25 protein-coding genes are annotated in these 26,528 nt (G+C 62.5%); 10 read left to right on the forward strand and 15 right to left on the reverse strand.

Translation table 11 applies throughout. The features are described 5' to 3' along the window. Positions 1-9 precede the first annotated feature (9 nt). Genes B9N75_RS04680 through B9N75_RS04695 form a run of 4 tightly spaced genes read left to right on the forward strand, consistent with a single transcriptional unit; the run spans position 10 to position 3,811 of the window. Positions 10-1,182 carry a DegT/DnrJ/EryC1/StrS family aminotransferase gene (locus B9N75_RS04680; protein ID WP_197685135.1) on the forward strand — a complete coding sequence of 391 codons (1,173 nt, stop codon included), beginning with the start codon at positions 10-12 and terminating at the stop codon, positions 1,180-1,182. A 4-nt stretch (positions 1,183-1,186) separates the two neighbouring features. Beyond that, positions 1,187-1,687 (forward strand): acyltransferase, encoded by a 501-nt coding sequence (locus B9N75_RS04685; RefSeq protein ID WP_085217744.1) that lies wholly within the window; start codon positions 1,187-1,189, stop codon positions 1,685-1,687. Beyond that, complete coding sequence (locus B9N75_RS04690) at positions 1,684-2,652, forward strand: Gfo/Idh/MocA family protein (RefSeq protein WP_085217745.1); 969 nt, start codon at positions 1,684-1,686, stop codon at positions 2,650-2,652. Before B9N75_RS04685 ends, B9N75_RS04690 begins: the two co-directional genes overlap by 4 nt. Before the next feature lie 22 nt (positions 2,653-2,674). After that, positions 2,675-3,811 (forward strand): glycosyltransferase family 4 protein, encoded by a 1,137-nt coding sequence (locus tag B9N75_RS04695; protein WP_085217746.1) that lies wholly within the window; start codon positions 2,675-2,677, stop codon positions 3,809-3,811. Here the strand turns inward: B9N75_RS04695 and B9N75_RS04700 are convergent. Continuing rightward, on the reverse strand, positions 3,808-6,276 hold the full coding sequence (locus B9N75_RS04700; protein WP_085217747.1) for a glycosyl hydrolase family 28-related protein: 2,469 nt from the start codon (positions 6,274-6,276) through the stop codon (positions 3,808-3,810). The two genes, B9N75_RS04695 and B9N75_RS04700, sit on opposite strands and share 4 nt — an antisense overlap. Before the next feature lie 152 nt (positions 6,277-6,428). Then, a complete protein-coding gene (locus tag B9N75_RS04705) occupies positions 6,429-7,739 on the reverse strand; it encodes a glycosyltransferase family 4 protein (protein WP_172840814.1) in 1,311 nt (436 codons plus the stop codon). Positions 7,740-7,882: 143 nt separating this feature from the next. Here B9N75_RS04705 and B9N75_RS04710 point away from each other — a divergent pair, with 143 nt between their 5' ends. Genes B9N75_RS04710 through B9N75_RS04720 form a run of 3 tightly spaced genes read left to right on the forward strand, consistent with a single transcriptional unit; the run spans position 7,883 to position 10,760 of the window. Beyond that, entirely contained in the window at positions 7,883-8,896 is a 1,014-nt protein-coding gene (locus B9N75_RS04710; protein WP_085217749.1) for an SDR family NAD(P)-dependent oxidoreductase, read from the forward strand. Between the two features lie 32 nt (positions 8,897-8,928). Continuing rightward, entirely contained in the window at positions 8,929-10,176 is a 1,248-nt protein-coding gene (locus B9N75_RS04715) for a lipopolysaccharide biosynthesis protein (protein WP_085217750.1), read from the forward strand. Between the two features lie 35 nt (positions 10,177-10,211). Further along, the gene (locus B9N75_RS04720) at positions 10,212-10,760 is read left to right on the forward strand and encodes an acyltransferase (RefSeq protein WP_172840815.1); all 549 of its coding nucleotides are present in this window, start codon (positions 10,212-10,214) and stop codon (positions 10,758-10,760) included. Here the strand turns inward: B9N75_RS04720 and B9N75_RS04725 are convergent, their stop codons facing one another. From B9N75_RS04725 to hisH, 3 genes are read right to left on the reverse strand one after another with little or no spacing between them, the layout of a single operon-like run. After that, a complete protein-coding gene (locus tag B9N75_RS04725) occupies positions 10,761-11,918 on the reverse strand; it encodes an N-acetyl sugar amidotransferase (protein ID WP_342039342.1) in 1,158 nt (385 codons plus the stop codon). It lies immediately after the preceding gene. After that, entirely contained in the window at positions 11,900-12,673 is a 774-nt protein-coding gene (locus B9N75_RS04730; protein ID WP_085217752.1) for an AglZ/HisF2 family acetamidino modification protein, read from the reverse strand. The genes B9N75_RS04725 and B9N75_RS04730 overlap by 19 nt, the downstream gene beginning before the upstream one ends. After that, entirely contained in the window at positions 12,667-13,284 is a 618-nt protein-coding gene (hisH, locus tag B9N75_RS04735; RefSeq protein ID WP_085217753.1) for an imidazole glycerol phosphate synthase subunit HisH, read from the reverse strand. Before hisH ends, B9N75_RS04730 begins: the two co-directional genes overlap by 7 nt. A gap of 179 nt (positions 13,285-13,463) precedes the next feature. Between hisH and B9N75_RS04740 the strand changes: the two genes are divergently transcribed. Further along, the gene (locus B9N75_RS04740) at positions 13,464-14,051 is read left to right on the forward strand and encodes a serine O-acetyltransferase (RefSeq protein ID WP_172840816.1); all 588 of its coding nucleotides are present in this window, start codon (positions 13,464-13,466) and stop codon (positions 14,049-14,051) included. Here the strand turns inward: B9N75_RS04740 and B9N75_RS04745 are convergent. The 3 genes from B9N75_RS04745 to B9N75_RS04755 form a co-directional block, all read right to left on the reverse strand. Continuing rightward, complete coding sequence (locus B9N75_RS04745; protein WP_085217755.1) at positions 14,048-14,638, reverse strand: acyltransferase; 591 nt, start codon at positions 14,636-14,638, stop codon at positions 14,048-14,050. The genes B9N75_RS04740 and B9N75_RS04745 overlap by 4 nt on opposite strands. After that, entirely contained in the window at positions 14,635-15,618 is a 984-nt protein-coding gene (locus tag B9N75_RS04750) for a Gfo/Idh/MocA family protein (RefSeq protein WP_085217756.1), read from the reverse strand. The genes B9N75_RS04745 and B9N75_RS04750 overlap by 4 nt, the downstream gene beginning before the upstream one ends. 76 nt (positions 15,619-15,694) lie before the next feature. Then, positions 15,695-16,750, reverse strand: coding sequence for an EpsG family protein (locus B9N75_RS04755; RefSeq protein WP_085217757.1), 1,056 nt, complete (start codon positions 16,748-16,750; stop codon positions 15,695-15,697). 157 nt (positions 16,751-16,907) lie between these two features. On the opposite strand from B9N75_RS04755, the gene B9N75_RS04760 reads away from it, so the two are divergent. Then, a complete protein-coding gene (locus tag B9N75_RS04760) occupies positions 16,908-18,032 on the forward strand; it encodes a glycosyltransferase family 4 protein (RefSeq protein WP_244552428.1) in 1,125 nt (374 codons plus the stop codon). Here B9N75_RS04760 and B9N75_RS04765 read toward each other — a convergent pair. The 5 genes from B9N75_RS04765 to B9N75_RS04785 all read right to left on the reverse strand — a co-directional run bounded on the left by B9N75_RS04765 (position 18,029) and on the right by B9N75_RS04785 (position 24,370). Continuing rightward, positions 18,029-19,216 (reverse strand): O-antigen ligase family protein, encoded by a 1,188-nt coding sequence (locus tag B9N75_RS04765; RefSeq protein ID WP_244552477.1) that lies wholly within the window; start codon positions 19,214-19,216, stop codon positions 18,029-18,031. The two genes, B9N75_RS04760 and B9N75_RS04765, sit on opposite strands and share 4 nt — an antisense overlap. A gap of 173 nt (positions 19,217-19,389) precedes the next feature. Then, positions 19,390-20,553: a hypothetical protein gene (locus tag B9N75_RS04770; protein ID WP_157123697.1), complete on the reverse strand. Its 1,164-nt coding sequence runs from the start codon at positions 20,551-20,553 to the stop codon at positions 19,390-19,392. Between the two features lie 85 nt (positions 20,554-20,638). Next, positions 20,639-22,843: a GumC family protein gene (locus tag B9N75_RS04775; RefSeq protein WP_085217761.1), complete on the reverse strand. Its 2,205-nt coding sequence runs from the start codon at positions 22,841-22,843 to the stop codon at positions 20,639-20,641. Positions 22,844-22,876: 33 nt separating this feature from the next. Further along, on the reverse strand, positions 22,877-23,581 hold the full coding sequence (locus B9N75_RS04780) for a polysaccharide biosynthesis/export family protein (RefSeq protein ID WP_085217762.1): 705 nt from the start codon (positions 23,579-23,581) through the stop codon (positions 22,877-22,879). A gap of 81 nt (positions 23,582-23,662) precedes the next feature. Then, on the reverse strand, positions 23,663-24,370 hold the full coding sequence (locus B9N75_RS04785) for a metallophosphoesterase (protein WP_244552478.1): 708 nt from the start codon (positions 24,368-24,370) through the stop codon (positions 23,663-23,665). On the opposite strand from B9N75_RS04785, the gene B9N75_RS14335 reads away from it, so the two are divergent. Next, entirely contained in the window at positions 24,251-24,604 is a 354-nt protein-coding gene (locus tag B9N75_RS14335; protein ID WP_244552500.1) for a hypothetical protein, read from the forward strand. The two genes, B9N75_RS04785 and B9N75_RS14335, sit on opposite strands and share 120 nt — an antisense overlap. 95 nt (positions 24,605-24,699) lie before the next feature. Here B9N75_RS14335 and B9N75_RS04790 read toward each other — a convergent pair whose 3' ends face one another. Beyond that, on the reverse strand, positions 24,700-25,974 hold the full coding sequence (locus tag B9N75_RS04790; protein ID WP_085217764.1) for a nucleotide sugar dehydrogenase: 1,275 nt from the start codon (positions 25,972-25,974) through the stop codon (positions 24,700-24,702). A gap of 88 nt (positions 25,975-26,062) precedes the next feature. Next, on the reverse strand, positions 26,063-26,491 hold the full coding sequence (locus B9N75_RS04795) for a hypothetical protein (protein ID WP_157123698.1): 429 nt from the start codon (positions 26,489-26,491) through the stop codon (positions 26,063-26,065). Positions 26,492-26,528: the final 37 nt, after the last annotated feature.

Here is a 26,528-nt window from a genome sequence, read left to right on the forward strand (position 1 = left end):
GAGGACGTCGTGATCCAGTTCATCGATTTGAAGGCGCAATACGCGCGCATCCAGGACAAGGTCGAAGAGGCCACGCTCCGCACGCTGCGTAGCGGCCAGTTTATCATGGGCCCGGAGGTGAACGACCTCGAAGCGCGCCTGTCTGCTTACGTCGGAACGAAGCACACGATCTCTTGCGCGTCCGGCACCGACGCCCTCGTCATGTCGCTGATGGCCAAGGGCGTCGGCCCCGGTGACGCCGTTTTCACCGTACCCTTCACCTTCATGGCGAGTGCGGAGGCGATCGCCACGGTAGGAGCCACGCCGATCTTCGTCGATGTCGATCCGCTGACCTTCAACATCGACGTTGCCGCGCTGACCCGGGCGGTCGAGGCGCTTGCGCAGGGCGATGACGCAGATCATCCGCTTCCGCGGCTCCCGGACGGCGCGCTGGGCCAGCTCCGGCCGCGTGGCATCATCGCCGTCGATCTGTTCGGCCTTCCCGCTGATTATGAAGCGATCAACGCGCTGGCGGCGAAACACGATCTCTTCGTTATCGAGGATGCGGCACAGAGCTTCGGCGGCCGCCGCGATAACGCGCGCGCCGGCGCCCTGGCGGAGATCGGCTGCACCTCCTTCTTTCCGGCCAAGCCGCTCGGCTGCTATGGCGATGGCGGCGCGATCTTCACCGATGATGACGGTCTTGCCGAACTGCTGCGCTCGATCCGCGTGCACGGGCAGGGTTCGGACAAGTATGAGAATGTCCGGCTCGGCATCACTGGCCGGCTCGATGCGATCCAGGCGTCGATCCTCAAGGTGAAGCTCGATATCTTCGACGACGAGCTCGACCAGCGGCAACGCGTGGCCGGTACCTACACGCGCGAGATCGAAGCGGCGGGGCTGGACCTCATCACGCCCGCCATCCCCGATCGTCAACTCAGCGCTTGGGCACAATATACCGTCAAGGCTAAGGATGCCGAGGCGCGGGCGGCCTGCCAGGCGAACCTCGCCGACAAGGGCATACCGACGATGATCTATTATCCGAAGCCCTTGCATCTGCAGGGTGCCTTTGCGCCGCTCGGCTATCGGTCGGGCGATTTCCCGGTATCGGAGCAACTCGGCGACCAGGTGTTCAGCCTGCCGATGCATCCCTATTTGCCGGACGAGCAGATCGTCGAGATCGTCGCGGCGATGAAGGGCTGAGCGCGTGGCGGAACCCTTCATCCATCCTACCGCCAGCGTCGATTCGCGTGCCGAGATCGGCGCGGGGACGAAGATATGGATCAACGTTCAGGTGCGCGAAGGCGTGCGGATCGGCCGTGACTGCATTCTCTCCAAAGACGTTTATGTCGATCATGGTGTGACGATCGGCGATCGCTGCAAGGTCCAGAATTCGGTGTCGATCTATAATGGCGTGACGATGGAGGACGAGGTGTTCGTGGGGCCGAATGCCTGCTTCACCAACGACAAGGTGCCGCGCGCGAACAATCCCGAATGGACGGTCACGCCGACCGTCGTCCGGCGCGGCGCGTCGATCGGCGCGAACGCAACGTTGGTCTGCGGAATCGAGGTGGGTGAATATGCGATGATCGCGGCGGGATCGGTCGTAACGCGCGATGTCGCCCCGTTCGCGCTCGTGATGGGCAACCCGGCCCGCCAGGTCGGGGAGGTCGACGAGGCCGGCAATCGCGTGGAGAACCGGGCATGAGCACTCGATCCCCCATCCGGGTCGGGCTGATCGGCTTGGGGCGCATGGGGCAGAACCACATGCGCGTGCTGTCGCTTCTCGGCGATGCAGACCTGCGCTTCGTGTTCGACAAGGACAGCGATTCCGCCAGACGTCATGTCGGCGATCGCGACATTGTTGTGGCTGACGACCTCGAAACCGCACTGGCGGATGTGGATGCGGTGGTCATCGCCAGCCCGACGACGACGCACGACGAGTATATCCGTGCCGCCGCCGCGCATGTCTCGAACATATTCGTCGAAAAGCCGATCACCGACCGGCTGGAGAGCTCGGTGGCGGTGCGCGACTACGCCGCGACGAACAGCCTCAACCTCCAGGTCGGCTTCATCGAGCGGTTCAACCCCGCAGTCGTTCAGATGAAGGAGTTGCTCGACCGGTCGCAGAAGGTGGTCAGCGTCGATTTCGTGCGCACCAACAAGATCAGCGCACGCATCACCGACGTGGACGTTGTCACCGACCTCATGATCCACGACATCGATCTCGCGCTGCACTTGAACGGCCCCACCACGGCCATATCCGCGCATGGGGTCGCCGAGGGTCCGATGATCGACTATGCCGCGGCGCTGCTGACGCACGAAAACGGCCGCTTCTCGCGCATCCAGGCGAGCCGCATCACCGACAAGAAAATCCGCAGCATCCAGGCTACCTGCAAGGACATGTTCGTAGACTGCGAGCTGCTCCGTAAAGAGATCACCATCAGCCGCCAGTCCGAGGTCGAGCAACGGCCCGGCGAGCCTTACCGGATCAGTGCGATCGAAGAGAAGATCGAGGTCCAGCCGCGCGAGGCCCTTCAGCTTGAGCTGCAAGCATTCCTCGCCTCCTGCCGGGGCGAGACGGCGGCTGGAAATCCCGGTGCGCACGAGGCGGTCGAGGCGATGGTCGTCTGCGAGGAAGTTCTGACGGCCATACTCGGCGCCAAGCGATAATTGGGAGCGCCTGCCGAGCGCCATGAAGATCACCCATATCATTCCGGCGCTGACGAAGGGCGGTGCCGAGCGCGTCCTGATCGATCTTGCGAACGAGGCAGCGGCGCGCGGGCATGAAGTGACGGTCGTTGCCGCCTGTCCGGTGGACCCCGCCGAAGGCCAGGCGATGCTCCACAAGGACGTCCGGCTGGAGTTTATCGCAACGCGCCGCTCGCGCTTCCGGCGTTATGGGCTTTTGCCAGCATGGGTTGCGCGGCACTGGCATTTTCTGCGTGAGCAGGATGTCGTCCATTGCCACCTGACGCTGGGCGCGCTGGTCGGAACGGCAATCCGCATCTTGCGGCGGCTGCATGGCGGGACAAAACCCCGGGTCGTTGAAACCTTTCATGGCGTCGGCATGCCGATCAAGCCGTGGCAGCTCCGGTTGGCCACCGCGCTCGCGAGCCAGCGCGACGGTTTTGCCCTGATGGCGGAGGACGCGCATTGGACGCGGTTCGCCACGCGTCACCCCGCGCTTCCCCTTGCTATCATCCCGAACGGGATCGCCATCGGCACAGCGATGCCCAGCGACGAAGACGTCGCTACTTATCGCAAGGAGGTGGGCATTCCCCGCGATGCCCGCGCGGTCGTTGGCACGGTCGGCCGGATGCTTGCGGAGCGCAAGCCGCTTGCGATCATAGAGGCCTTCGCCGAGATCGCGAAGCGTTGCGGAGACGGCGTCCACTTTCTCATGGGTGGGAGCGGGCCGATGCTGGCGGAGGTCCGCGCCGCGGGTGACGAGGCGGGGCTGGGCCATCGATTGCATCTTCCGGGCCTCGTGATCGAGCCGCGTATCGCGATGCGGCTGATGGACCTCTACGTCAGCATCAACGTCGGCCCTATTACCGGCATCGCCGGCCTGGAAGCCGCAGCCACGCACGTTCCGCTCATCGCGCTTCAAACCTTGCCGCACCACCGGCTCTCCGATCGCGACTGGATTTGGTCGGACGCGAGCCCGAAGCGCGTCGGCGAAGAAGCCGCGCAGTTGCTGTCCGATCCGGGCGCGCGGGCGGCGCTGGCCGAACGGCAGCACGCATATGTTCTTTCGAACCACAGTGCTGCCAGCATGGCTTCCGCTTACGAGGCGCTCTACGTCCGCGCCGGCGCTCAGGCCGGCTAGATGATCATGAAATCGGCGGCCGATAGATTGAGCCCGGGGTTCAGCGTAGCGAATTGCACCGCCGCACCCGCGCCGTTTCCGTCCGCATCGTAGAACAAAGCCCCGGTCGAGCGGTCGAAAATGATCCGATCGTTGCTGTCCATGGCCGCCGCGCCGGTTACGAAAGCCCCCGGCTCAAGCGCGCCCACGGCCAGGTTCGAAAAGATACTCCTGACGAGCAGGAACTTGTCGATGCCCGGTTCGAAATCGGGCAGCAGATCGATATTGTCCGGTCCGAGCGCAGTGCTGAACACGAAACTGTCGGCCCCACCCAAACCGCGCAACGTGTCGCTGCCCGCGCCGCCGTCGATCCGGTTGTTGCCGGCATTGCCGATGATGGCGTTGTTGAGATTGTTTCCCGCAAGGTTGATCGCGTCCCTCGCATACGGGTTGATCGTCGCAAGCAGTTCGATCGACCAGTCTGCGCCGAGGGTGAAGGATTCCGCGGCGTAGACCGAATCGAACCCTTCACCGGCGCGCTCGATGATACGATCGCCCTGCGTGACGAAATAGCTGTCGTCCCCGCGGCCGCCCTCCATGATGTCGTTACCTGCGCCACCATCGAGGAGATCGTCCCCGTCCAGGCCGACCAGACTGTCATTGCCGTCACCGCCATAAAGCTGGTTCGCGCCGGAATTGCCGATCAGCTTGTTGTTAAGTTCGTTGCCGACGAGCTTCAGCGGATCGGTAAGCCGCCAGTCGATCGTTCCGACCACTTCGACATGCGAACCGCGCTCGAGCGTGAAATTGACGCTCGTATAGACCGTATCGAAGCCTTCGTTTGCCGCCTCGCGGACCACATCGAAGGGATTGTCGACATAGTAGCTGTCGTTGCCCGCCCCGCCGATCATCAGGTCGCGCCCAGGCCCCCCATCGAGGATATCGTCACCGTCCATCCCCATCAGCGTATCATCGCCGGCGCTACCGTAGAGCTGGTTGGCGCCGCTGTTGCCGATCAGCCTGTTGTTAAGCTCGTTGCCGGTGAGCTGAAGCGGATCAGTCAGCCGCCAGTCGACCGTGCCGAGCACCTCGATGTGCGAACCGGGGACAAGCGCAAAATTGGTGCCGGTATAAACGATGTCGAAGCCTTCGTTCGCGGCCTCGAACGTCACGTCGAACGGATCATCGACATAATAGCGATCGTCTCCCAAGCCGCCCTGCATGACGTCCCGGCCGCGGCCGCCGACGAGGATGTCATTGCCCGCGAGGCCGACGAGAACGTCGTTACCGGCACCTCCGGTGAGGCGATCGTCTGTATCCTTGCCGAGGACGAAATCGGCGAGAGTCCAGCTGCCCGCGTTGCGCGGCGGACCGTAATAGCCGTTGGCAACCAACTGTGTCGCCGCGTCGACCCTGGGCGAGCCCGAAACGGGGTACATCAACCCCTGCGGCCCCCAGGCCTCAATCCTGCCGCCCTGCCAGGTGATCCCATCGCCGAACACGTTCACGCCGTAGGCAGCGGCGAGCGAGGTCGGCTTCGAGATACCGGTCGAGTAGGTGTCGACGATCAGAATTTCGCAGATCGATCCATCCGACGAATAGCCGAATTCGGCTCCGATCACGGCGCCTTGGAAGTAGGAATTGCGGAAAGTACCGCTGATCCCACCGATGCGAGCGCCGGCGTTCGATGCCGAAATGAACGACGAATTGGTGATCTCCAGGCCGATCACGGGGTTGAAGCCGTCTGACGTGATAGCCGGCGATGTCCCGACTTCGACCCGGCTGTCGATGATCGAAATGTTCTCCAGAGGCGCGATGGTCGTAACCAGCCCGAACCCACCTTTGGCGCCGATCGCCGTCGCGCCGACATAGGTTATGTTCTTGGAGCCGGACAGCGGGTGGAAGCTGTATTCCGTATTGATATCCCCGTCGCCGTCGCGGACGTGGACGTTGGTCAGGGTGATGCCATCACAGAACATCTGCTCGAAGCCGACGTTGGAGTTGAAGCTCCAGCAATCATTGTAGGTGCCGCTCGCGTAGATCGGGCTCGGATCGCCTCTAACAAACGCGTTGAGATCTCCTTGCGCGAAATGGCCATAGCCGGTCGCATTATACGTGTTGACGCTGCTGATGGTGAAACCGGTTGCCTGATCCATATAGCAGCCGTTGAGTCGTGCGCCGTCCACCAGCAATTTGCTCGCGTCTATGCTGAGATCCGAAACGGTGACGCCCACCGCGCCCGTCTCGGACGCGACGACACCGAATGAGCCAGCGTCGCGCACGAAATCCGGAAGGGCACGGATCATCGTACCGTCTGCACCCTGCCCCATCAAAGTGGTGCCTGACGGCACGAAAATCGACGCGCTGGCATAAAAGGTGCCTGCGCCCAATACCACCGTAGTCACGTTTGGATCGGCCAAAGCGGCATTGATCCGAGCGCTATCATCGCCTCCCGACATGCTGGCCTGGATGACTACAGTCGTCATAACGCATCTCCTGTGCGCGCCGGCGTCACGCCGCTCTGCGCTTCAAATCAACTACGAGTTTAGTCTGGCTAAAACTCGGCTTGCCCGGGTGTCGGAGCGGGCGGCATTAAGATGCGGCCTCTGGCATGCTTAAAGAAACTTTTCCGCGGAGGCTAGCGGCGGACAGCGCCTGATCCTTCGATACGCATCAATTTGGCATATTCGTCGCGTTCGTGCTGATCGAGCGCCGCAGGATCGAGTAATTCGAGCGCTCGGATGCGCGCGCCTTTGCCCATATCGGCGGCATAATTCCGATCCACTATTAGACGTTCTGCGGCATCCGCAAGTGCGCCGACGTCGCGGAAGGGGACGAGCTCGCCGGTTTGGCCGGTCTGGATCAAATCGCCCTGCCAATCTAGATCATAGGCGGCGATCGGAGCCTCACCGAGCGCTGATTCCGATAGGGCGCGTCCCGTAAGCGGCGAGATGACCGCTGCGGCGTGGGGGTTAAGCTGTGAAAGCGCATGCTGGTTCTGATTGCCGGCGAACACCACCCGGTCGCCGACGCCTTCCGAAGCGGCAAGCGCGGCAAGCTCATCACGCATCGGTCCGTCCCCAGCCATCACCAGCTTGAGATCGTGCCCCCGCCGTACGAGTTCGCCCGAAACGCGCACCGCATCGTCTGGGAATTTCACCGCCTGCAACCGACCGATGCAGAGCAAATAGCCGCCCGGCCGGACACCCAGCCGATCGAAGAATTGGGCATCGAGCGGACGCTCGGAGGGGGGGCGCAGATGCGCGTCCGCCAGAAGATTTCCGTAGCGAAAGATCGTCACCCGGTCCGGCCGCGCGCCGCTAGCGACGGCGAAATCGACATTATCCTGATTGGGTGCTGCCACGAGATCGGCGCGAGGAAAGACGAAGCGCTCGATGCGCTTTTCGCGCGCAGCCGTCCCGAACAGCTTGGGATAGAGCGGCTGGCCCGTGCTCTCTCGCACCTTGTCGTTGTTGCCGTTTACACGGATCAGCATCGGGATGCCGGTCAGCCGCGCGAGAGCGAGGCCGAACAGGCCGAGATAGAGTGGATCGCCGACACGGATCACGCGGATATTTTCGCGCCGGATCAGGCGGAGCAAGGTGATGAATAGCCCCATTTGGGCGATCGCAAAGTTCAGTGGGAAAATACGGGAAAGCCAGGTGAAACGGCCGACCTTGCCCTCAACAAACGTGTGTCGCGGCGCGATCTCGTGCCAGACCGGCGCACCGTGCCGGACCGTCCATGCTGGTGAGGTCAGCAAGGTCGCGAAGGGATGGACGCTCCAGACATGGCTGAAGAAACCATCCAGATCGCGGCATGTCACCGATTGCTCCAGGCCGCGCTCCCGGATCATTTCGAGCGTGTAGGACGCATCGAGCACGAGCAGCCCCGGGCGCGGCCCGTCCGACACGGCGCCGGAACGGCTGCCTTCACTCTCCCGGTTCATGTCTTCATCTCGCTGGTCGGGAGCGATAGGCGCCCTGCCCTCGCTCTGCAACCAAAGCACGCGCATTGCCCCGCGTGGCGCCCGGCGCTAAGCAGCCGCCGGCCGGCCATGGCCGACATCCCAGTTAATTAGAGGACCAGTTCATGCAGGACAATAAGGCGTCTGCGCTCGCGGGCCGTAAGGTGATCGTGACCGGCGGTGCCGGGTTCATCGGCTCCCACCTTTGCGAAGCGCTCGTTGACCTCGGCGCCGAGGTGCTGTGCATGGACGACCTGTCGGCAGGCAAGCGCACCAACGTCGCGCACCTCGAGAACAAGTCGAACCGTCCGAACTTCCGCTTTGCGCAGCTCGACATCTGCGACTCCAGTTCGGCGATGGACGATGCCTTCGAAGGCGTCGACACGGTCTTCCACAACGCCGCGTCCAAGAAGAACGTCTGCCTGATCGACCCGCATCGCGATCTCGAAGTCAATGCTGGCGGCGCGCTCAATCTGCTGCAGATGGCGAAGAAGCACGGCGTCAGGAAGTTCGTCCAGGCGTCGACCGGCTCGGTTTACGGCGAGCCGCAGATCTTTCCGACCACGGAGACGCATCCGTTCGAACCGGTTTCCTATTACGGCGTCTCGAAGCTTGCGGGAGAGCGCTACGTCGACGTGTTCCACAAGCTCTACGGCCTGGACACCACGATCCTGCGCTATTTCCACGTGTATGGACCGCGGCAGGAGTCGAACGAGTTCGGCGGCGTCGTGTCGATCTTCCTTCGCCGGATCACGCAGGGGCAGAATCCGATCGTATTCGGCCATGGCGATCAGGTTCGATCCTTCACCTGGGTCAAAGATCTCGTCGAGGCGAATATCCGCGCCGCCGTAGACCCCGCGGCGACGGGCCAGGCTTTTAATGCCGCTTCGGGCATTCGCGTGACGATCAACGAGCTCGCGCAAGGCATGCTCGACATCCTCGATCCCGAGCGCCGGCTGATGATCGAACATGGCGAGCCGCTGGTCGGCGACATCATGGAATTCGACGTTTCGAATGCAAAGATCCGCGAGCAGCTCGGGATCGAGTTCGTCGCGGATTTCTGGGGCACGTTGCGGACGGCGCTTTCTGACGTCGATGCGTTTCTCGGCCGAGGCGAGACGGCCGGCATCGCGGCCTGAAACCCCACTCCGGTCGCGAGGTAGACCCGCCCATGGACCGGAAACAATATTTCCGGCACTTCCTGATCCTCTTCTCGGGGACCGCTGCCGCGCAGGCGGCCAACCTCGTGAGCTACCCGTTTCTCGCCCGACTCTATCAACCAGCGGGTTTCGGCGTGTTCGCGATGTTCGTCGCGCTCTCGGCGATCCCCGGGGCAATTGCTTGTCTCCGTTTCGATCTAGCGGTGCCGATAGCGCCGCGCCACGGGCGGTTCGCGATCCTCTGGCTCTGCTATACCTTGAGCGCCCTGGTCGGCATCTTGGCGGCCGCCGGGTTCATGGTCTTCGGCCGCCTAGCGACGACCGAGGCCGGACCCGTCTTTTCGCTTTTGCTGGGGCTGTGCGTTTTCCTCACGGGCTTCTGTGCGGCCTCGTCGCTCTATCTGATGCGGCACGACGCCTATAAGCTGAACTCCGTTTCGCTGCTCATACGGACCGGTGCGACGGTGCTGGTCCAGATCGGCCTTGCGTTCGTCTGGCGCGATCCGATGGCGCTGATCCTGGGCTTCACCGTGGGGCTGGTTTTGCAGGCTGCGACGTTGGGGCTTGCCATCGCGCGCTACATACCGCCCGGCCGGCCGCATCGCCGCCGGATGCGCGCGATGTTCAACCGTTTTCGCGCCCAAGTCGCGGTGGACATCCCCAGCACGTTCATCGCCGCGGTGTCACTCAACCTCATGACCTTCGCGCTGCTTGCCCTCTACGACGACAGGGTGGTCGGCTTCTATGCCTTGGCGAGCCGCATCGCGATCGTGCCGCTGCAACTCTTCAACGACGCCCTAGGACAGGTGTTTTTCCAGAAAGCGGCGCGGGCCTTCGAGGCGACCGGCCGGTTCTGGAACGAGATGAAGTTCAACCTCGCCGTTTCCGGCGCGCTGTCGGTAGCGGTGTTGCTGGGAATGTGGCTGCTCGCGCGTCCGTTCATCACCCTCTATCTCGGCAAGACCTGGGAGCCGGCCGCGGACATGCTGATCATCCTGGCGCCGATGCTCGCGATCCGCAGCCTCGTCATGTCGATCGGCACGACGGTCTTCGTGGTGAGGCGTCCCCAGTGGCTCTTGCTTCACAATGTTGCCAATGTTGCGGTGTTGGGCATGGCCTATCTTCTTGCCTACCTCGGTGATTTGCAGCCGCGAGAATTTCTGGTCGCCGCGGCATGGCTATTGTCGCTAGAATATGCCCTGTTCGGGATCGCGTTGATCCTCGTGGCGAAACGCTCGGCTGCACCAGCGGCGCGATAATGGGCGTCGACAGAATGAGCGGAGCGTCGGGAACCATGAGCCAGCCGCGACAACGGCATCTGAACTTTGGCCGCAAAATCCTGAACAAGTTGCTTGTGCGCCTGTATCGCGGGACGATCCGCATCGAGAGCGAACGCTTCATGCCCGTTCGCCGGATGATCATCGACGCATTGCTGGGGCGCGCGCACCGCCACCTATTTGTCTTCCCGGACGTATTCATCGAGGGGTTCGAGGGGCTTGAAATCGGCGATCATGTTTCGATCAACCGAAGCGGCAACCTTTCCGCGTCCGGTGGTCTGAAGATCGGCGACAACGTGGCCATTGGCCATCGTGTCTCGATCGTCACGACGAACCATGGCTTCCGAGACGAAAAGGTCCCGATCAAATATCAACCGGTTGAAAGCAAAGCCGTATCGATCGGGGCAAATGTCTGGATCGGCGCCAACGTAACGATCCTAGCGGGGATTTCGATAGCCCCCGGGTCAGTGATCGCAGCCGGGGCGGTCGTGACCAAAAGCATCACGGAGCCGAATTTGATCGTCGGCGGAAACCCTGCGAGAACTATCCGCGGCCGCCTCGAATGATCAGTTCCATGTGATCCGCCCGATCTTGAGGTTCATCCGCCGGTACAGGGCGAGCAGCTTGTGAAAGAAGGCTGCTTCGGACGGGTAGTCCGTATGCGGGCGTTCCGGACGGGACATGTAGTCCTGAAACTTCTCTTCCGACCATCCCATCTTCTTGATGAAGTAAAGGCGGTCCGCCTCCATATCCTTCTCGCTCGGATAGGCGATGCCGGCGGCGCGCTCCATGGCTTCGTCGCGCGTCATCTCGCCGGTCATGATCAGACTGGAAAGATGCGGTTTGCGTTTGTCGACGCCGAATTTGTAAGGTTGGAGATAGCCCTGATAGAAGCGCGTGAAGACGGACTCATAATGCTTGTAGGCATAGGGCTTGTAGCCGAAATCCTTCTGCAGCACCTCCAGCGCGTGCGATTTGCGATAGTCGAGATAGTCTAGGAACGACACCCACTTGATGCCGTTCACCGCGACGTAGCGCGCCATGTCCAGCGTGCTGATCGCCGGGAAGGTCTTCAGGCGCGGACCGCCGAAACGACGGGAGATGCCGACGATGTTGCGCTTGTCGGCCTTGTGCCAATTCCAGGTCTTGGGAATATCCACGCCCTCGGTCGCGATGTTCGTCCCCGCGAGGATGTATTTGAGGCCGTGCTTGGCCGCCTGCCGGTAGTTCACCGCCAGCATCGCATTGTCGTACAGCACTTCCACATCGATCACGTCCGACGCGAAGAACGCTTCCATGAGCCCGCGGATTTCCGGCCAGTCGATGACATGGGTGTAGAGATCGACCCCAAGCCCGCGCACCAGATTGGCGATATTGTTCTGGGCAAGTTCCGAGTTCCAGCCGCTGTCCATGTGAACGGCAAGCGGCCGTAGCCCCAGCCGCACCGCCTGCACCAGCGACCAGCTCGAATCCACCCCGCCGGAGAGGCCGACGATGCAATCGTAGCGCTTCCCGCGGCCGGCGGCTTTGACCATATCGACCAGCGCGTCGAGCCGGCGCAGGCGATCTTCTTCGTTCAACGGAAGATGCTTTTCCTTTTTGCGCAGGAATTCCGTGCAATAATTGCAGACGCCTTCATCGTCGAACACGATGTCGGGCGCGGTGGTGTCCATGATGCACCGCGTACAGGTCCGGACGTTGGGTATCACTCGGCGGAACTCCACAGCGCGCGCAGCTCCTCATAGCGCGGATAGGTGATGAGGACGGCGCGGTGGGGGCCCTGAAACACGAAATAGGCGCCGGCCGCAACCGCACTCGCGCCTGCATCGGTCGCAGCCTTCATGTCGGCAAGCGAGGAAATGCCGCCCAGCGCGACGAGCGGCACGTCGGCGATCGCGCTGGCTTCGCGGATCAGATCGAGGTCCGGCCCCGTCAGGGTGCCATCGCGATCCACCGCGTTGAGCAGGATTTCGCCCGCCCCGCTCGCGATCGCGCCGCGCATTGCGTCACGCCAGTCTGAATAGGAGCTCTTCACGCCGAAGGCGCTGTAGAGCCCGGGCTTGCCCAGCCAGTTCCGCTTGACGTCGATCGACACTACGACCGCCTGCTGCCCGGCCCGCTCGGCGATCTGGCGAACGATGTTGGGGTCGCGCATCGCGGCGCTCTGCAACGCGACCTTCTCAACGCCAAGGCTGAACAACTGTCGCGCATCCTCCGCGCTGCGGATGCCGCCGCCGTAGCAAAGCGGCATGAAGCATTCGCTCGCGAGCTGCTCGATAAGCTCGAAATCCGGGCCGCGACCTTCGCGCGTGGCGTCGATATCGACGACCAGAAGCTCGTCGACCTCCTTCTCGTTGAAGATCTTCACCGCATTGATCGGATCGCCGACATATTTCGGCTTGCCGAACTTTAGCGTCTTCACCAGCCCGCCGCGGCTGGGGCTGAGCAACAGGCAGGGCAATACGCGATGGGTCAGCATGGCAGCGCCAGGAAGTTGCGCATGAGCTGAAGCCCGAAGCGATGGCTTTTCTCGGGATGGAATTGGACCCCGAAGATATTGTCGCGCTGGACTGCGGTAACGAAGCGGGTGCCATATTCGGTGGTGGCCAGCACATCCTCCTCGCGATCACAAACGGCACGATATTTGTGAACGTGGTAGAAGCGCTGCTCCCCCGCATCGGAAGGGATCAGCGGGTTGTTGCGCGCCGGGGTGACCACCGACCAGCCCATATGCGGCAGCCTAAGCGCGGCGTTGCCGCCGAGATCGAGTGTGACGACATCCCCCGCGATCCACCCCAGACCCGCGGCCTCGCCTTCCTCGCTGCCACGACACAGCAGCTGCATGCCAAGGCAAATGCCGAGCACCGGGATCCGGCGCTCCAGCGCGACTTGGTCCAGCGCGGCGCGCCAGCCATCATTGAGCGCGGCCATCCCTGCATCGAACGCCCCAACGCCGGGCAGGGCCAGCCGCCGGCAGTCCTTGAGACTAGCCGGATCCGACACGATCTCCGCGGTCGCGTCGGCGGCCTGGAACATCCGCTCGACCGATTTGATATTGCCGATGCCGCAATCGACGATCGTTACATCCATAAGACACCGAAAGAATGGAAATTGGCGCTGACTGGCGCTTCGCGATGGCGTTGGACGAAGGGTGAGGGCAACGTCAAGGCCGCTTCGACGGCAGCCCCAACGCCCAGGCGCGCTACGCTATCAGCTTTGCGAATATTATGGCACTAGCCGGCGCGTTGAGTGCCGGAAGGGAATGGTGGTTGATCAGCAACTGGACCGAATTGAAGGCTTATATCCGCGCGGACCTTGCCAGTATGGGCGTCCGCGCTGGCCTCAAGACATGGTTTCTCGACCCGGTGGCCCGGCTTATCATCCTGATGCGCTGCAACGAATATCTGCTCAACACGGGCAAACCGCGGCTATTGCGGCTCCCGGTCCTCTTCTGGTTCCGGCGGCTTTCGGTGCGGCTGGGCTTCAGTCTCGGACCCAACATCTTCGGCCCCGGCGTCGCGATCGTCCATCATGGTCTGCTGGTGATCGATCCGACCACGCGGATCGGGCGAAACTGCCGGATCCACATGGGCGCCCATATCGGCGGCGCGGCGCAGTTTTGCGAACCGGGGGAGGAACATAAATTCTCCCCGCGTATAGGCGACAATGTCTACATCGGCCCCGGCGCAAAGATCTATGGCCCCGTCCGGATCGGCGACAATTGCACGATCGGAGCGAATGCGGTGGTGACCAGGTCGTTTCCCGAGGCCGGTCTAACGCTTGCGGGCGTTCCCGCGAAGATCATCGCCCAAGGCGGCACCGGCGAACGCGTGCTGAAGGGCGCTTCGATCAGCTAGGACGCTGAACGGTCATCCAATCGAAGACCGTCGGGATCGAGAACATAGCGGTCGCCGGTATGGGGGCACTCCGCTTTGCCTGAGCCCAGGATCGGCAGTTCGAGGCGCTCGCCATGGCGGCTCATCCAGCCGATCTGCCGCGCAGGCACGCCCGCCATCAAAGCGAAGGGTTTGACATCCTTGTTGATGACCGCCCCCGCTGCGACGAAGGCATATTCTCCGATCGTCACGCCACACACAATGGTGCAATTCGCACCCAAGGTTGCTCCGCGGCGAACGTGCGTCGGGCGATATTCGTCCCGCCGCGCCACGAGCGAGCGGGGATTGTAGACATTGGTGAATACCATGCTCGGGCCGCAGAACACGCCCTCGTCGAGCCGAACGCCATCATAGACCGACACGTTGTTCTGGATCTTGCAGCCGTCTCCGATCACAACATCGTTGGCGACGAACACGTTCTGGCCAAGCGAGACGGCCTTGCCGATCACCGCGCCGGCGCAGATGTGCACAAAGTGCCAGACGCGCGAGCCGTCTCCGATCGTGGCGCCCTCGTCGACGATGGCGCTGCTATGGATCGAGACGCTCATCCCGCCGCTGTTTGCCGGTCGTCCGCGAAGGGATGGGAGGGCGACGTCGATCCGGATTGTTGCGCCGTGCGAATATCATGGACGAGATGGATGGCCGGCAGGGCGTCATCCAGGCCGAAGCCCTCGCCCTTCATGATATGACGATAGCTCTCGGTATGGAGATCGGTGAAGCCATCTGAGAATTCGATCTCGTCGCCATCCATCGTGATGCTGCGATACGTCCGCTGACCCTTCGCTTTTACGCCATCCGGCAGATGATCCGCATTGACCGAAAGGAACCAGCGCACCTCAGCATTGGCGAAAACCAAGGTGCCGCTTCCGGCATCCCAATCGAGCCGATCGACTTCTTGGGACACCACTGGGCCGAATACCCACAGCAGCATATCAAAGAAGTGGACGCCGATGTTAGCGGCTATTCCGCCCGATTTCGTCTCGGCGCCCTTCCACGACGCGAAATACCACGCGCCCCGGCTGGTGATGTAGGTGAGATCGACCGCAAACTTCGCTGTTGGATTGGCTGCAACCGCCGCTGCGACCCGCTCGCGAAGCGCGATGATGCTCGGGTGGAGGCGAAGCTGCAGGATCGTATTCACCTTCTTCCCGCTTTCGGCCTCGATATCCTTGAGCGCCTCCGCGTTCCACGGATTGACGACAAGAGGCTTCTCGCAAATCGCATGCGCCCCGGCCTTCAGGGCGAAGCGAATGTGCGAATCGTGAAGGTAATTGGGCGAGCAGATCGCGACATAGTCGACGGCGCTCCCGTCGCCCCGTCGCTTCAGCTTGTCGATATGGCGATCGAACCGCTCGAACTCGACGAAGAAGGCGCTGTCGGGGAAATAGCTGTCGATCACGCCGACGGAATCATTGGGGTCCATGGCGGCCACGACCCTGTTGCCGGTCGCCTTGATGGCCTGCATGTGACGCGGCGCGATATAACCGGCTGCGCCGATGAGCGCGAAGTTCGATCCAGAGAAAGTCATTTATGTCTTGAACTCTTGAAAAAGGGAGTCCGCAACCGGGCGGCATGGTTGGACGGTCACTGGCAGGCAATCGCAGCTAGGTCAAAGCGCTGACCTGGTAAGGCAGCCAATATTCGGCGTGATCGGCCAGAAGCAGCCAGACGACTTGGACGGCGGCCGAATAAAGAAAGACGCCGATCAGCAGCTGAATGTTCTCCCGCCGCTTGATCGGGAACGCATAAGGCAGGCGCGACAAAACGAATATCTGCAGCGGAATGAGGTACAGCGCCAAGCGGTCGACCACCGTCGATGAGGACGCAACCGCGAGCCCCGCGATGGACGCGATGACGGCGAACGAGAAATTGCGCCAGATCAGCCGCTCCTGCTCCGAAATCACGAATCGTTTTTGGAATGCCAAGAATAGCAGCGCGGGCGGTATGTTCATCGCAACGCGGATCGCGGCGCCCTGCGAACTCATTTCGGTTTCGAAATAGCTGGAAAGGATCGCATCCAGAAAAACGTCGAGAAACAGAAGGAAAAGGATCGCCGCCATCGCTGCCGCGGTCGCGTAGATGACGAACCGGTGGCGAACGGCCGAAAGCGCGATCAGCGGCAGAACGATGATCGAGCTTTTGTGGAAAGCCGCTGCGAGGATGACCAGCAAGATGAACCTGACGTAGCGTCCACCCTCGAAACGGCCGATCGACGCCATCACGAGACCGATGGCTACGGCCTGACGCGTATAGCCCATGCCGACGACGATCACGAGATAAGGCACCGCAACCACGAAGGCCAACCACGGGTTGGGCTGCCGCTTCGCGAATTGTGAAAGCCCCCAGATAAAAATCGCCGCGCAGATGAGATTGACGAACCAGATGTCGAGATCGAGCCCGTAAGCGACGGCGTTCAACGCCATATAGGCAGGGTCGCTTTGAGTCGGGATCGCGTCCCAACTCATCCGGCTGACCGTGTCGTAGATGATCTCGTAATTGTCCCAGTCTGCGCCAACCTGATAGCGGAGGCCAATAAAGAGGACGGTAAAGCCGGCGAGCAACGCGAACAGCATCGACCGGCGCGCCGTCTCAGGCGAGCCGAGCCTGTTGCCGACGGAGCCTATGGCGTAGGCCGAAAACAGAACCCAGTAGGGAAACACATATCCTCCGGCGCCGGGCGTCCGGCGGCAATCGATCTTGCGCCGTGGCGCCTAACCTCGCATGGGACGGGGCGCAAGTTTCCGGGCACCGACGGGCAAAGCCGCGTCGCGCATAGCCGGTCGTTTCGGCGTTCCCGGACCAGCAGTGGGATCGAAGTTGGCCAACAAACGCATCGTGCTCGCGATCAACGCTTCCTGGAACATCATCAATTTCAGACTTGGACTCGTCAGGGGTCTGCAGGCGGCGGGTTATGAAGTCATAGCCTTGGCGCCGCCGGACAGGTTCAGTCCCGCACTCGCCGATCACGGCATCACCTTCATTCCGATCGATCTTGACCCTCGCGGGACTTCCGTCACCGCCGATCTCGATCTGCTGCGGCGGTATCGAAAAGTGCTTCGCGAGGTGCGGCCCGCGGCTTTTCTCGCCTACACGATCAAGCCCAACATCTACGGTTCGATCGCCGCGCGGATGCTGGACATTCCGGTGATCAACAATATCGCAGGTCTCGGCGACACGTTCATCGGCAATACGTGGCTGAACCGGCTGGTGCGGGGATTGTATCGGCTGGCTCTTTCCCGTTCGCCGGTAATATTCTTTCAGAATCCCGACGACCGCGCACTCTTCCTGTCCCGAAAGATCGTCCGCGACGCGCAAACGCGGCTATTGCCGGGCTCCGGCGTGGACCTGGACCGGTTTAGTCCCCCCGCCGCGACCGGCCGGCAAGATGGCGCCGTCACCTTCCTGATGGTGGCTCGCCTTCTGCGCTCGAAGGGCGTGGCCGATTTCGTCGAAGCAGGCCGAATGGTGCGCACGAAGCATCCACACACGCAATTTCAGCTCCTTGGTCTCGTTCAGGACGGGAAGGACGCTATTCCGCGCGCCGAGATCGATCACTGGGTCAATGAGGGTGCGATAACATTTCTTGGCGGCGCCGATGATGTGCGTCCGTTCATCGCGGCAGCCGATTGTATTGTACTGCCGACCTATTATCCCGAAGGCACGCCCCGTTCGCTTCTGGAAGCCGCTGCGATGGGCCGGCCCCTGATTGCTTCCGATATGCCGGGATGCCGGGAAATCGTCGAGGACGGGCGGAACGGGTTTCGTTTCCCTGCGCGCGACGTGTGCGCGCTCGCCGAGCGAATGACCACGATTGCCGAAATGTCTTCGGTCGAGCGCGCAGCGATGGGGGCCAAGAGTCGGCGCAAGGTGGAAACCCAATTCGACGAGCGCATCGTCATCGAACGCTACCGCGAAGCGCTCGACATCGCGTTGACGCGCTAGTCCGCGCTGAGATGCCGCACCGACGGCTCTTCCTCGTCGCGCCGCCCGCGGAAAGGTCGCGGCTCCACCATCAAGGCGAGGCAAGCGGCGAACAGAGCGGAGATCGCCGCGGTGCGCAGAGGATAATCGACAAAGCTGTGCGCCATGATCGCGGCCGAGGCGATCGTGGCGGCGCGGGCGAAGATGTCGGCATCCCCCGCAAGCCAGATGGCGAGTGTGCGCCGCCCCCACCAGATCAGGAACAGGCCAAACAGCAGCGCACCGAGGATCCCAGTCTCTAGCAGAACCTCGAGAACATCGCTGTGCGCGTGGTTCATGAACCTGGCCGTAACCTCGGAGGGCGGCTCGTAGGTGCGATAGACCGATTGAAATGTACCTATGCCCGAGCCGGCTGGAAAATAGTCGCCCGCGGCCTCGAACGTGCGCTCGAAAGATACCGCGCGCGACTCCGTCGAGCCCTTGGCATCGTTGCCGACGAGATTGTTGCCGATCGGCGCGATCAGCACCGCGGCGAGAGCAGCTATCGCCAAAGCCCCTACGGCCGGAAAGGCCCAAACCGGAACCGCCTTACGCTTTGAGCGGATAAGCAACAGGCTTGCGGCGATGGTCGGCACGGCAAGGCCGATACCGGCCAATGACGTGTTGATGGCGAGTCCCACGACGATCAGAAGCGCGGCGGCACCGATCAGGACGACGACGCCCGAGGCCGACTTGCGGGCACGCCGCCCGTCTCGCGTCGAAGCGACCTTCAACGCGGCCAGAAACGGTATGCACGCGAGCAGCAGCGTCGCCATATGGTTGTTGTTGGAGAAGAAACCGACTGCGAAGCCGCGGTTCGTGATCTGATAGAAATAGGTTGCCGCGCGCTCGCCGCCTGCGACCTGAGTTGCGCCAACTCCAATCGACAACATAGTCGCACCGACCAAAGCCCATGCCAGCCACGTCGTCCGAAACGCGCCAATCCGGACGATCGCCAGCAGCAGTGCGAATGCCGGAATCAGCCAGAGAAGCGACGCGATCGTTGCTTGCGGGTTCAGCGATATCGAAAGCCAAGGCAAAGCGAGGCCGAGCTGTTCAAACCCTGTCGCGACGTTTGCGCGGCCGGGCAGCAGCGTCCACACGGAAGGCGGCATCGGAATCAGCTGAACCGCAAACAAAGCGAGCAGGAGGATCGCCAAGCCCATCAGCTGCCTGGCGGGCCCGGATGGTGCGGTCCGCCGATGTGCCATGAACGCCCAGTAGAGGATCGGCAGCGCTGCGAGCTGGAGGACAGCGTTGCTGATGAAACCCGCGGCGCTAGCCCCGCCGAGCAGGATACACAGAACGAGATAAAAGGGCGCAAGCAGATGAATGGCGGTCATCGTGCGCTCCCGGATGATCTGATTTCAACGTTATCGATATGCGCCGACTGCGTCGTCGGAAACTCGGCCGCCATGCCCTCAAGACTGAGCCATTGCGCAACGCAATTCTGAGCGGGCACCGTGAAGTTGGCGGCAAATGCACGCGGCGCCGCTTCCACGCGATCGAGAACAGTCTCGGACAAAGTCGACGAGGCGCCATCGCACATCACCTGCCAAACCAGCCGGCTGCCTTGGGCATTGGCATTGCCGTCCGCGCGGAACGTAAGGCGGTATTGCCCGGGAGAGAGCAACAGCAATTGCCGAGCCAGCGGACCGGAGGTGCGGCCGAAGTAATCGACGTCCAACCCGCCGCGACGCGATCGCTCGGCGGCGCCGGTCTGATTTGTCGTCAGTTGCCAATTGAACGGGCGCGATCCGGGCCGGCCGGCAAAGCGCCCGTCATAGACTGCATTGCCGCCGGCATCGTCAGGAACATTAAAGAAGGTGCCCCAGAGCTGGCGGGCCTTTCGATACTGCCGCTCATCGACCAGGCGATCGATGAGCGCGATGCGCCAAATGCCCCGGCCTTCGCGAGGCTGATCGCTCTGGACCTGCTGGCGCGCAAGATCGACGATGAGATCGGCGTCAGCCCCCGTGCGCGCCAACTCCGCCAGAATGGAATCGTAAATGGGGTCGGCCGCCAGAGCGCGCACCACCGCCGGGCGGACTTCCTTGTCGAGCATCAGCTGCGACACGGCGCGCGACAAATGGTCTCGTGCAACCGGAGTGAGCTTGCTGAGCACACCGATTTCCACCGTCGCGGCGGCGATATTCTCCGCGCGAAGGTACTGCTCGATAAGCATCATCCGGACAGGGCGGCTGCGCGGACTACGCCTGCGCGCCTCTTCCAAGAGGCCGATCGCGCCGGCGCGATCGCCGGCCTCGACCCGCTGACGAGCGCGGTAGAGGAAAGGGTCGCCAGCCAAAGGTTCATTAACAAACGCGGCTCCCAGCGCGGCATCGACAGCCGGCGGCACTACTGCGCCGAATGAGGCATAGCGCTGATCGACGAGCCCGAATGTCACTGGCGGTGCATCCGCGGCAAGCGTGGCTGCCGCGGGAATCCGTGGCGAGGAGACAAGCGTCGTACGCATGATGCCCCAAGCTGCCACGATTGCCATGACCACGAGCAAGGCGTGTCCGGCCAACCGGGCCGGCGTTACCGGAATGCGTTCGCGCTTCTCGCGGCGACGACCGCGGCTCCGGCTACGCCTCACTGTTCTCGAGTGCCTTGATCTCGCGGTCGCTCTGCTCGACCGACTTGTAGCTATAGGCTTCGTACTTGTATCCGTAGCCGCTCACGTCGTGAGTGTATCGCGTGAGGATGCCGCCAACGACGTTGCTTTCGCCGGTGCGCAGACGACTGAGCGCCTCGAATGCGGCCCGCGTGCGCGTTTTGCCGGCCTCGATCACCATGATCGTGCCTTCACAGACCGCCGCCAGGAGCGGCGCGTCGGCAAGGCCGAGGATCGGCGGACCATCAACTATGACGAAGTCGAACTGCTCGCGCGCTTCGGACAGCAGAGCCGGAAGACGACGGGACGCAAGCAATTCGGCCGGGTTCGGCGGCAACGGCCCACACGGCAGCAGCCACAGATTGTCAAAGCCCGTCTCGATCACGTGCGGCGCGATCGGATCGCGCGATGTGAGAAGGTTGGACAGCCCGTCGTCCTTTTCCGCACCCGTCACGAAAGCGGGTTTGCGCATATCCGCATCGATCAGCAGGACGCGATTGCCCAGGCGTGCAAAATGCTGGGCCAGAGCCCAGATCGTCGTCGATTTGCCCTCCGCCGGCCGGGTACTAGTAACGAGCAGAATGCGCGGGGCGCCGCTTTCAGTGGTGAAATGCAGTGCCGTCGCTGCCGAGAAATAGGCTTCGGAGATCGGCGAGGTGGCATCGCGCAGATCCTCGACAGGCTTGCGGCTCTTCGTCGCGGGAATTCCGCCAAGAAATGCGAGGCGCAGCCGGTCCCGGACATCATCGGGCGTCTTGATCGTGTCGTTGATGAACTCCAACAGCAACGCGATGCCCGCACCAAGCGCCAAGCCGCCAAACAGCCCGACAAGCAAGTTGAAAAGCAGGTTGGGGGAATAAGGAGATGCCGGCAGCTGGCCGCGGTCCACTACAGACGCCTGGCTCGTGCCGATGCCGCCTGCGACGCCGATCTCTTTGTAGCGCTGAAGAAGCGCGGCATAGAGTTCGCGGTTGGTGTCCACGTCGCGCTGAATGATATTATATTCGATGCTGCGGCCGCGCAGATTGAGCACTTCTCCCCTCAGTTCGCCGACCTTTCCGCGAAGCTCCGCCTCTTCGGACATCGCAGCCTGATACTCGGCGCGCAGCGTGCCGGCGCGTCCCTGACGGACGTTAGAGGATTCGGACGCGATTTCCTTGTCCAGGCCTTCGATTCGGGCGCGTAGCTGGACCATTTGCGGATAGTCCGGCTGGAAGAGATTGAGTTTCTCCTGATATTCCGCCTGCAGCGCGGCCCGCGAGTTACGGAGCTCGGCAGTTCGTTCTCCCACCTCGGCGGTATTGGATCCGCGCAGCGACTGCTGGTAAGCTTGCTCGGCGGCAATTCGCTTCGTTTGCGCTGCGGCGAGCGCCTGATTCAGAGCGATAAGCGATGCGCCGGTCAGAGAACCGGTGTCGCCCGGGTTGCCACCCTGGGCCGACCCGGTGTTGATAATCCCTTGCTGCTGCGCATAGGCAACGAGGCGCCTTTCCGATCCTTCGAGATCGCGGCGCACGGTCCCGATCTGCCGCTCCAGAAAGTCGCGGGCATAGGATGACGCCTGATAACGGCGCTCTAGGCTCGTCCGAATGAAGGCGTCCGCAAAACCGTTGACTATGAGCGCCGACCGGCCTGGATCGTTGGACGAGAAGGATATTTTCAGCAATCGGCTCTCATCGACCCGTTCGACCTTCAGATTCTTCTCAAGGATGGTCGCGGCGGCTGCTTGCCGGGCGGCCCGGTCCATGTCGCCGGGAACGAAGCCCTCGTCCGAACCGAGGTTGAGATCCTGCGCCACGCGCTCCGCGAGCGCCCGGCTGCGAAGCAAGCCGTGCTGGGTTTCAATGAACGTACGATCATTGGAAACCGCGGGTGCAGACCCCTTGCCGCTTTCCATAACTTCGACAGTGGGCGGGTTGATCTCGATCACGGCGGTCGATTGATAGAGCGGCGTAGACAGCAATGTGACCACGATCGCCACACCCAGGCCTGCGCCGGCCATGCTCAGGATCAGCCACCGCCATTCCCACAGCAGGCGATAGAGCGTCGCGAGGGTGAGTTCGACTTTCGGCTCACGCTCGTAACCAGGCTCGTCGATACCCGCGAGCTGCCGCCCCTGGTTTCCCACAGGCCACACCTGGCTCACGCCTGCCGCTTCAAGCTCGTTCTTGCCCATCAGTGATCTACTGCCTCGAAGTCTTGCATGCCGTTAATAGGGACGGAACAGAGCGACGAGCGACAGCGTCTGCAGAAGCTGCTGCCAGATGCCTCGCACGTTGCCGCCATCGACGACCACGACGTCCCCGGCATAGATTTGCGGATCGGGCGCTTCGCCGCGCCGAATGCTGGTCAGATCGAACGCGGCCGCCATACGCTGACCGTCGACCTGCCGGAAAACCGCGACGCGCCGAGGATTGGCGCTGTCGTCCGTGCCACGCGCCTGCGCAACGGCCTGAATGAGTGTCATCGGGCCGCGTACCGGATATGCGCCCGGCAGCCGCACCGCGCCATCGACGGTAACGACTTGGCCTTGAGCCTCGCGGATCGAGACGGTAACGTCGGCATTGCGCATGTAACGCTGGTTGAGCTTCGTCGCGATGCTCGTGCGGAGCTGCTCTGCGGTCTGACCGGCGGCGGGGAGCGATCCTATCAACGGCATCGAAATGCTTCCACCGGTATCGACGACATAGTCGCGCGTCAGCGCCTCCACCTGGAACACCGTGATCGCCAGAGTGTCGCCGCTCGCTATCCGATAGTTCGCATCGGGCGGGGGCGCAGGCGGGGCATCCGGCACGCCGAAGGTCTGGACGTCATAGGGGATCGAGCCGCCGCGTCGATCGCCACAGCCAGTCGCCAAGAGAGCGAGACACAAGATGCCGAGCCGTGCCGGCTGACTGAACTTCCAAACATTCATCGAAATGACCACCAACCTTGCACACCTCTCGAGCTGTTCTAAGCGCGTTCCCAGTCTCGAAAGGGATTTTCAGGCCGCTTCTTAGAGCGACACTGCCACGCGGAGCAAGGAAGCGTTTTCGCTTCCGGAGGCCGCCGGTGGCATTTCGTCCTGCTTTTGGGGCCCGGTGGCGAGGTAATGCCGCTCGGCCCCTTCTACGACAAGCGCCGTCAGAACGCCGGAATAAACGGCGCCCGTGTCGATCGCGATGCGGTTCGAGCGTTCCTCGACGGCCTCCACGATGGTGTGGCCGTGGACGACCAGGCAGCCGTGCGTCTTGACGTCATCGAGAAACGGACCGCGAATCCAGCGCAGATCGCGTTGCACCTGATCTTCCATCGCGACCCCCGGCCGGATGCCAGCGTGGACGAACAGGTAATCGCCAAACTTGAACGTGTCTCCGAAGCTCTCGAGGAAGGCTAGATGGCGCGCGGGGATATGCTGGCGCAGCAATGCAGCCCCGGCTTTCTCGTCGAGCCGAGACAGTCCAGCCGGATCCACGCCGTAGCTCGCCACGCATTCGGCCCCGCCGAACCGCATCCAGTCCGTCAGGAGGCCCGGCTCCGCGGCCATTACGCGCAGCAGGATTTCCTCGTGATTGCCCATCAGCACCACGCATTTTGCGTAAGGATGGCTGAAATTCGCGAGCCGGTCGATGACTTCGCAAGACTGCGGCCCCCGGTCGATCAGATCGCCCAGAAAGACGATGAAGGCGCGCGGCACTGGCCGGCGGGCAAGATCATTCTCGATCTGCGTCAGAAGATCGTCCAGCAGGTCGAGGCGGCCGTGAACATCACCGATGGCATACGCACGCGCATCCTTGGCGCCCTTCCACGCAGAAGGGGCGCCCCCCAGGGTCGCCGCTATCGTTTTCCAAAAACTCACAAAATTTCCGTCTCAAAAATCAGGATGTTTGAAGGTGGCGAAGGATATGCTCCGCGGCGCCCGCGCAATCCCGCCAGCTTCGATTTGGCCGCCCCTTAGCGATCTGGTTTCCGCACGGCAACGCGCAAACGCAATCGCCCTAGTCGATTACGGTCTCGCTTCGTCCCACCGGCAGTCCGTAACTTGCCGCCGAATCAAAGGCTCCAGCGGTCGATATCGCCGAGATCATGGTCCCGCCACACGCCCTTGAGATCGGCCAGCGTGCCGCCTTCGTTGATCAAGCGGCGGATCTTGCCCGCATCGAGGCCTCGATACATTTGATGCGGGACCGCGGCGATCACCATGTCGTAGACGCCAGCCAATCCATCAGCATCTAGGCTGACGCCATATTCGTGCGCGGCCTCTTCGGGATCGGCAAGCGGATCGTGGATCGTGATAGCGTGGCCCAGCTCGGCAAGGGCACGAACGACGTCGATCACACGGCTGTTGCGCAGATCGGGCACGTCTTCCTTGAAAGTGAGACCGAGGACCAGGACGGAGCCGGCCTTGCCGCGCCGTTCGTGCAATTGCTCGGCAACCCACCGTCCCATGCCGTCATTCGTCGATCGCCCGGCAAGGATGATCTGCGGGTCGTGGCCGAGTTCCTGGGCGCGATGGCTGAGATAATAAGGATCGACACCGATACAGTGGCCGCCCACGAGCCCCGGTTGGAAAGGCAGGAAGTTCCATTTGGTGCCCGCCGCGTCGAGCACATCCCAGACCGATACGTCGAGTCGCGCGAAGATCTGCGCGATCTCGTTCATGAAGGCGATGTTGATATCGCGCTGGGCATTTTCGATGACCTTGGCGGCCTCCGCGACCTTGATCGAAGCGGCGCGGAAGACGCCTGCGCTGGTCACGGCGCCATAAACATCCGCCAGAACCTCGGTGACATCCGGATTTTCGCCCGCGACGACCTTTACGATCGTCTCGATGCGATGCTCCCGGTCGCCCGGGTTGATACGTTCGGGCGAATAGCCGAGGAAGAAATCGCGGCCACGGACCAGGCCCGACTCCTCGGCAAGCAGGGGCCCACAGATATCCTCGGTCACGCCTGGATAAACGGTGCTTTCATAGACGACGATAGGCCGGCGGGCAGGGTCGAGCAATTTCGCGACGGTGCGCGAGGCGCCTTGCATGGCCGCCAGATCCGGCCGGTTTGTTTCGTCGACCGGCGTCGGCACGGTGACGATGAAAAGATCGGCGCCGCGGCAGTCCTCGGGATCGGCGGTATAAGACAGCGCCGATCTAGCGAGTTCATCGGCGCTCACCTCGGCAGTGCGATCGTGATGACGCTCGAGTTCGGCTACGCGGCTACGATCGATGTCGAGGCCGGTGACATCGAAATGGCGTGACAACGCGACGGCCAGCGGAAGCCCGACATAGCCAAGTCCTAGCACGACGATACGCAAATTGCCGCTGGCGTTCATTCGATGGGAGACCTTCCAGAAACTTACGCGCGTCTAGCCACCTATTCGCAGCCGCGCCAAGCCATGCAGCGAAAAACGGATTATGCACTCAGCGCGGTGCGACTTCGACGATCGTGACGTCGCGCTGCGGCGCACCCGGCCGGGACGGCGCTTGGAGACAGGATGTGATCGCCTCGGTCACCTCGTTCGGCATCTGCTGCCAGAAAGTCCGGTTGACCTGCACCTGTCCGGCGTCGGTTCGCCCGACGATGATGCCCGTTGCTCTGCTCTGCGCGAGCAGCCGATCGCACAATTCGCCCGCCGCGCCCTCCGCTCCGATCAGCGTCGGCACGGGGCGGGTCAGTTCGGCCGGAGCGCGTTCCGGCAAGCCGACGTGATAGGCGCCAGCCGCGAGCACCAGCATAGCGTAGAACGCTGCGGCGAAATGCGCCCCGCGCCGTTTCAGCACGACCGCGAGGCCGGGAAGCGCAATCAGGACAAACAGCGCAACGACGAGAAGAGAGACAAGGATCGGCATCGCGCCCGAATCCGGCAAACACAGCCCTTTTTCAAGC

This window comes from Allosphingosinicella indica (assembly GCF_900177405.1).
Classification (GTDB): domain Bacteria; phylum Pseudomonadota; class Alphaproteobacteria; order Sphingomonadales; family Sphingomonadaceae; genus Allosphingosinicella; species Allosphingosinicella indica.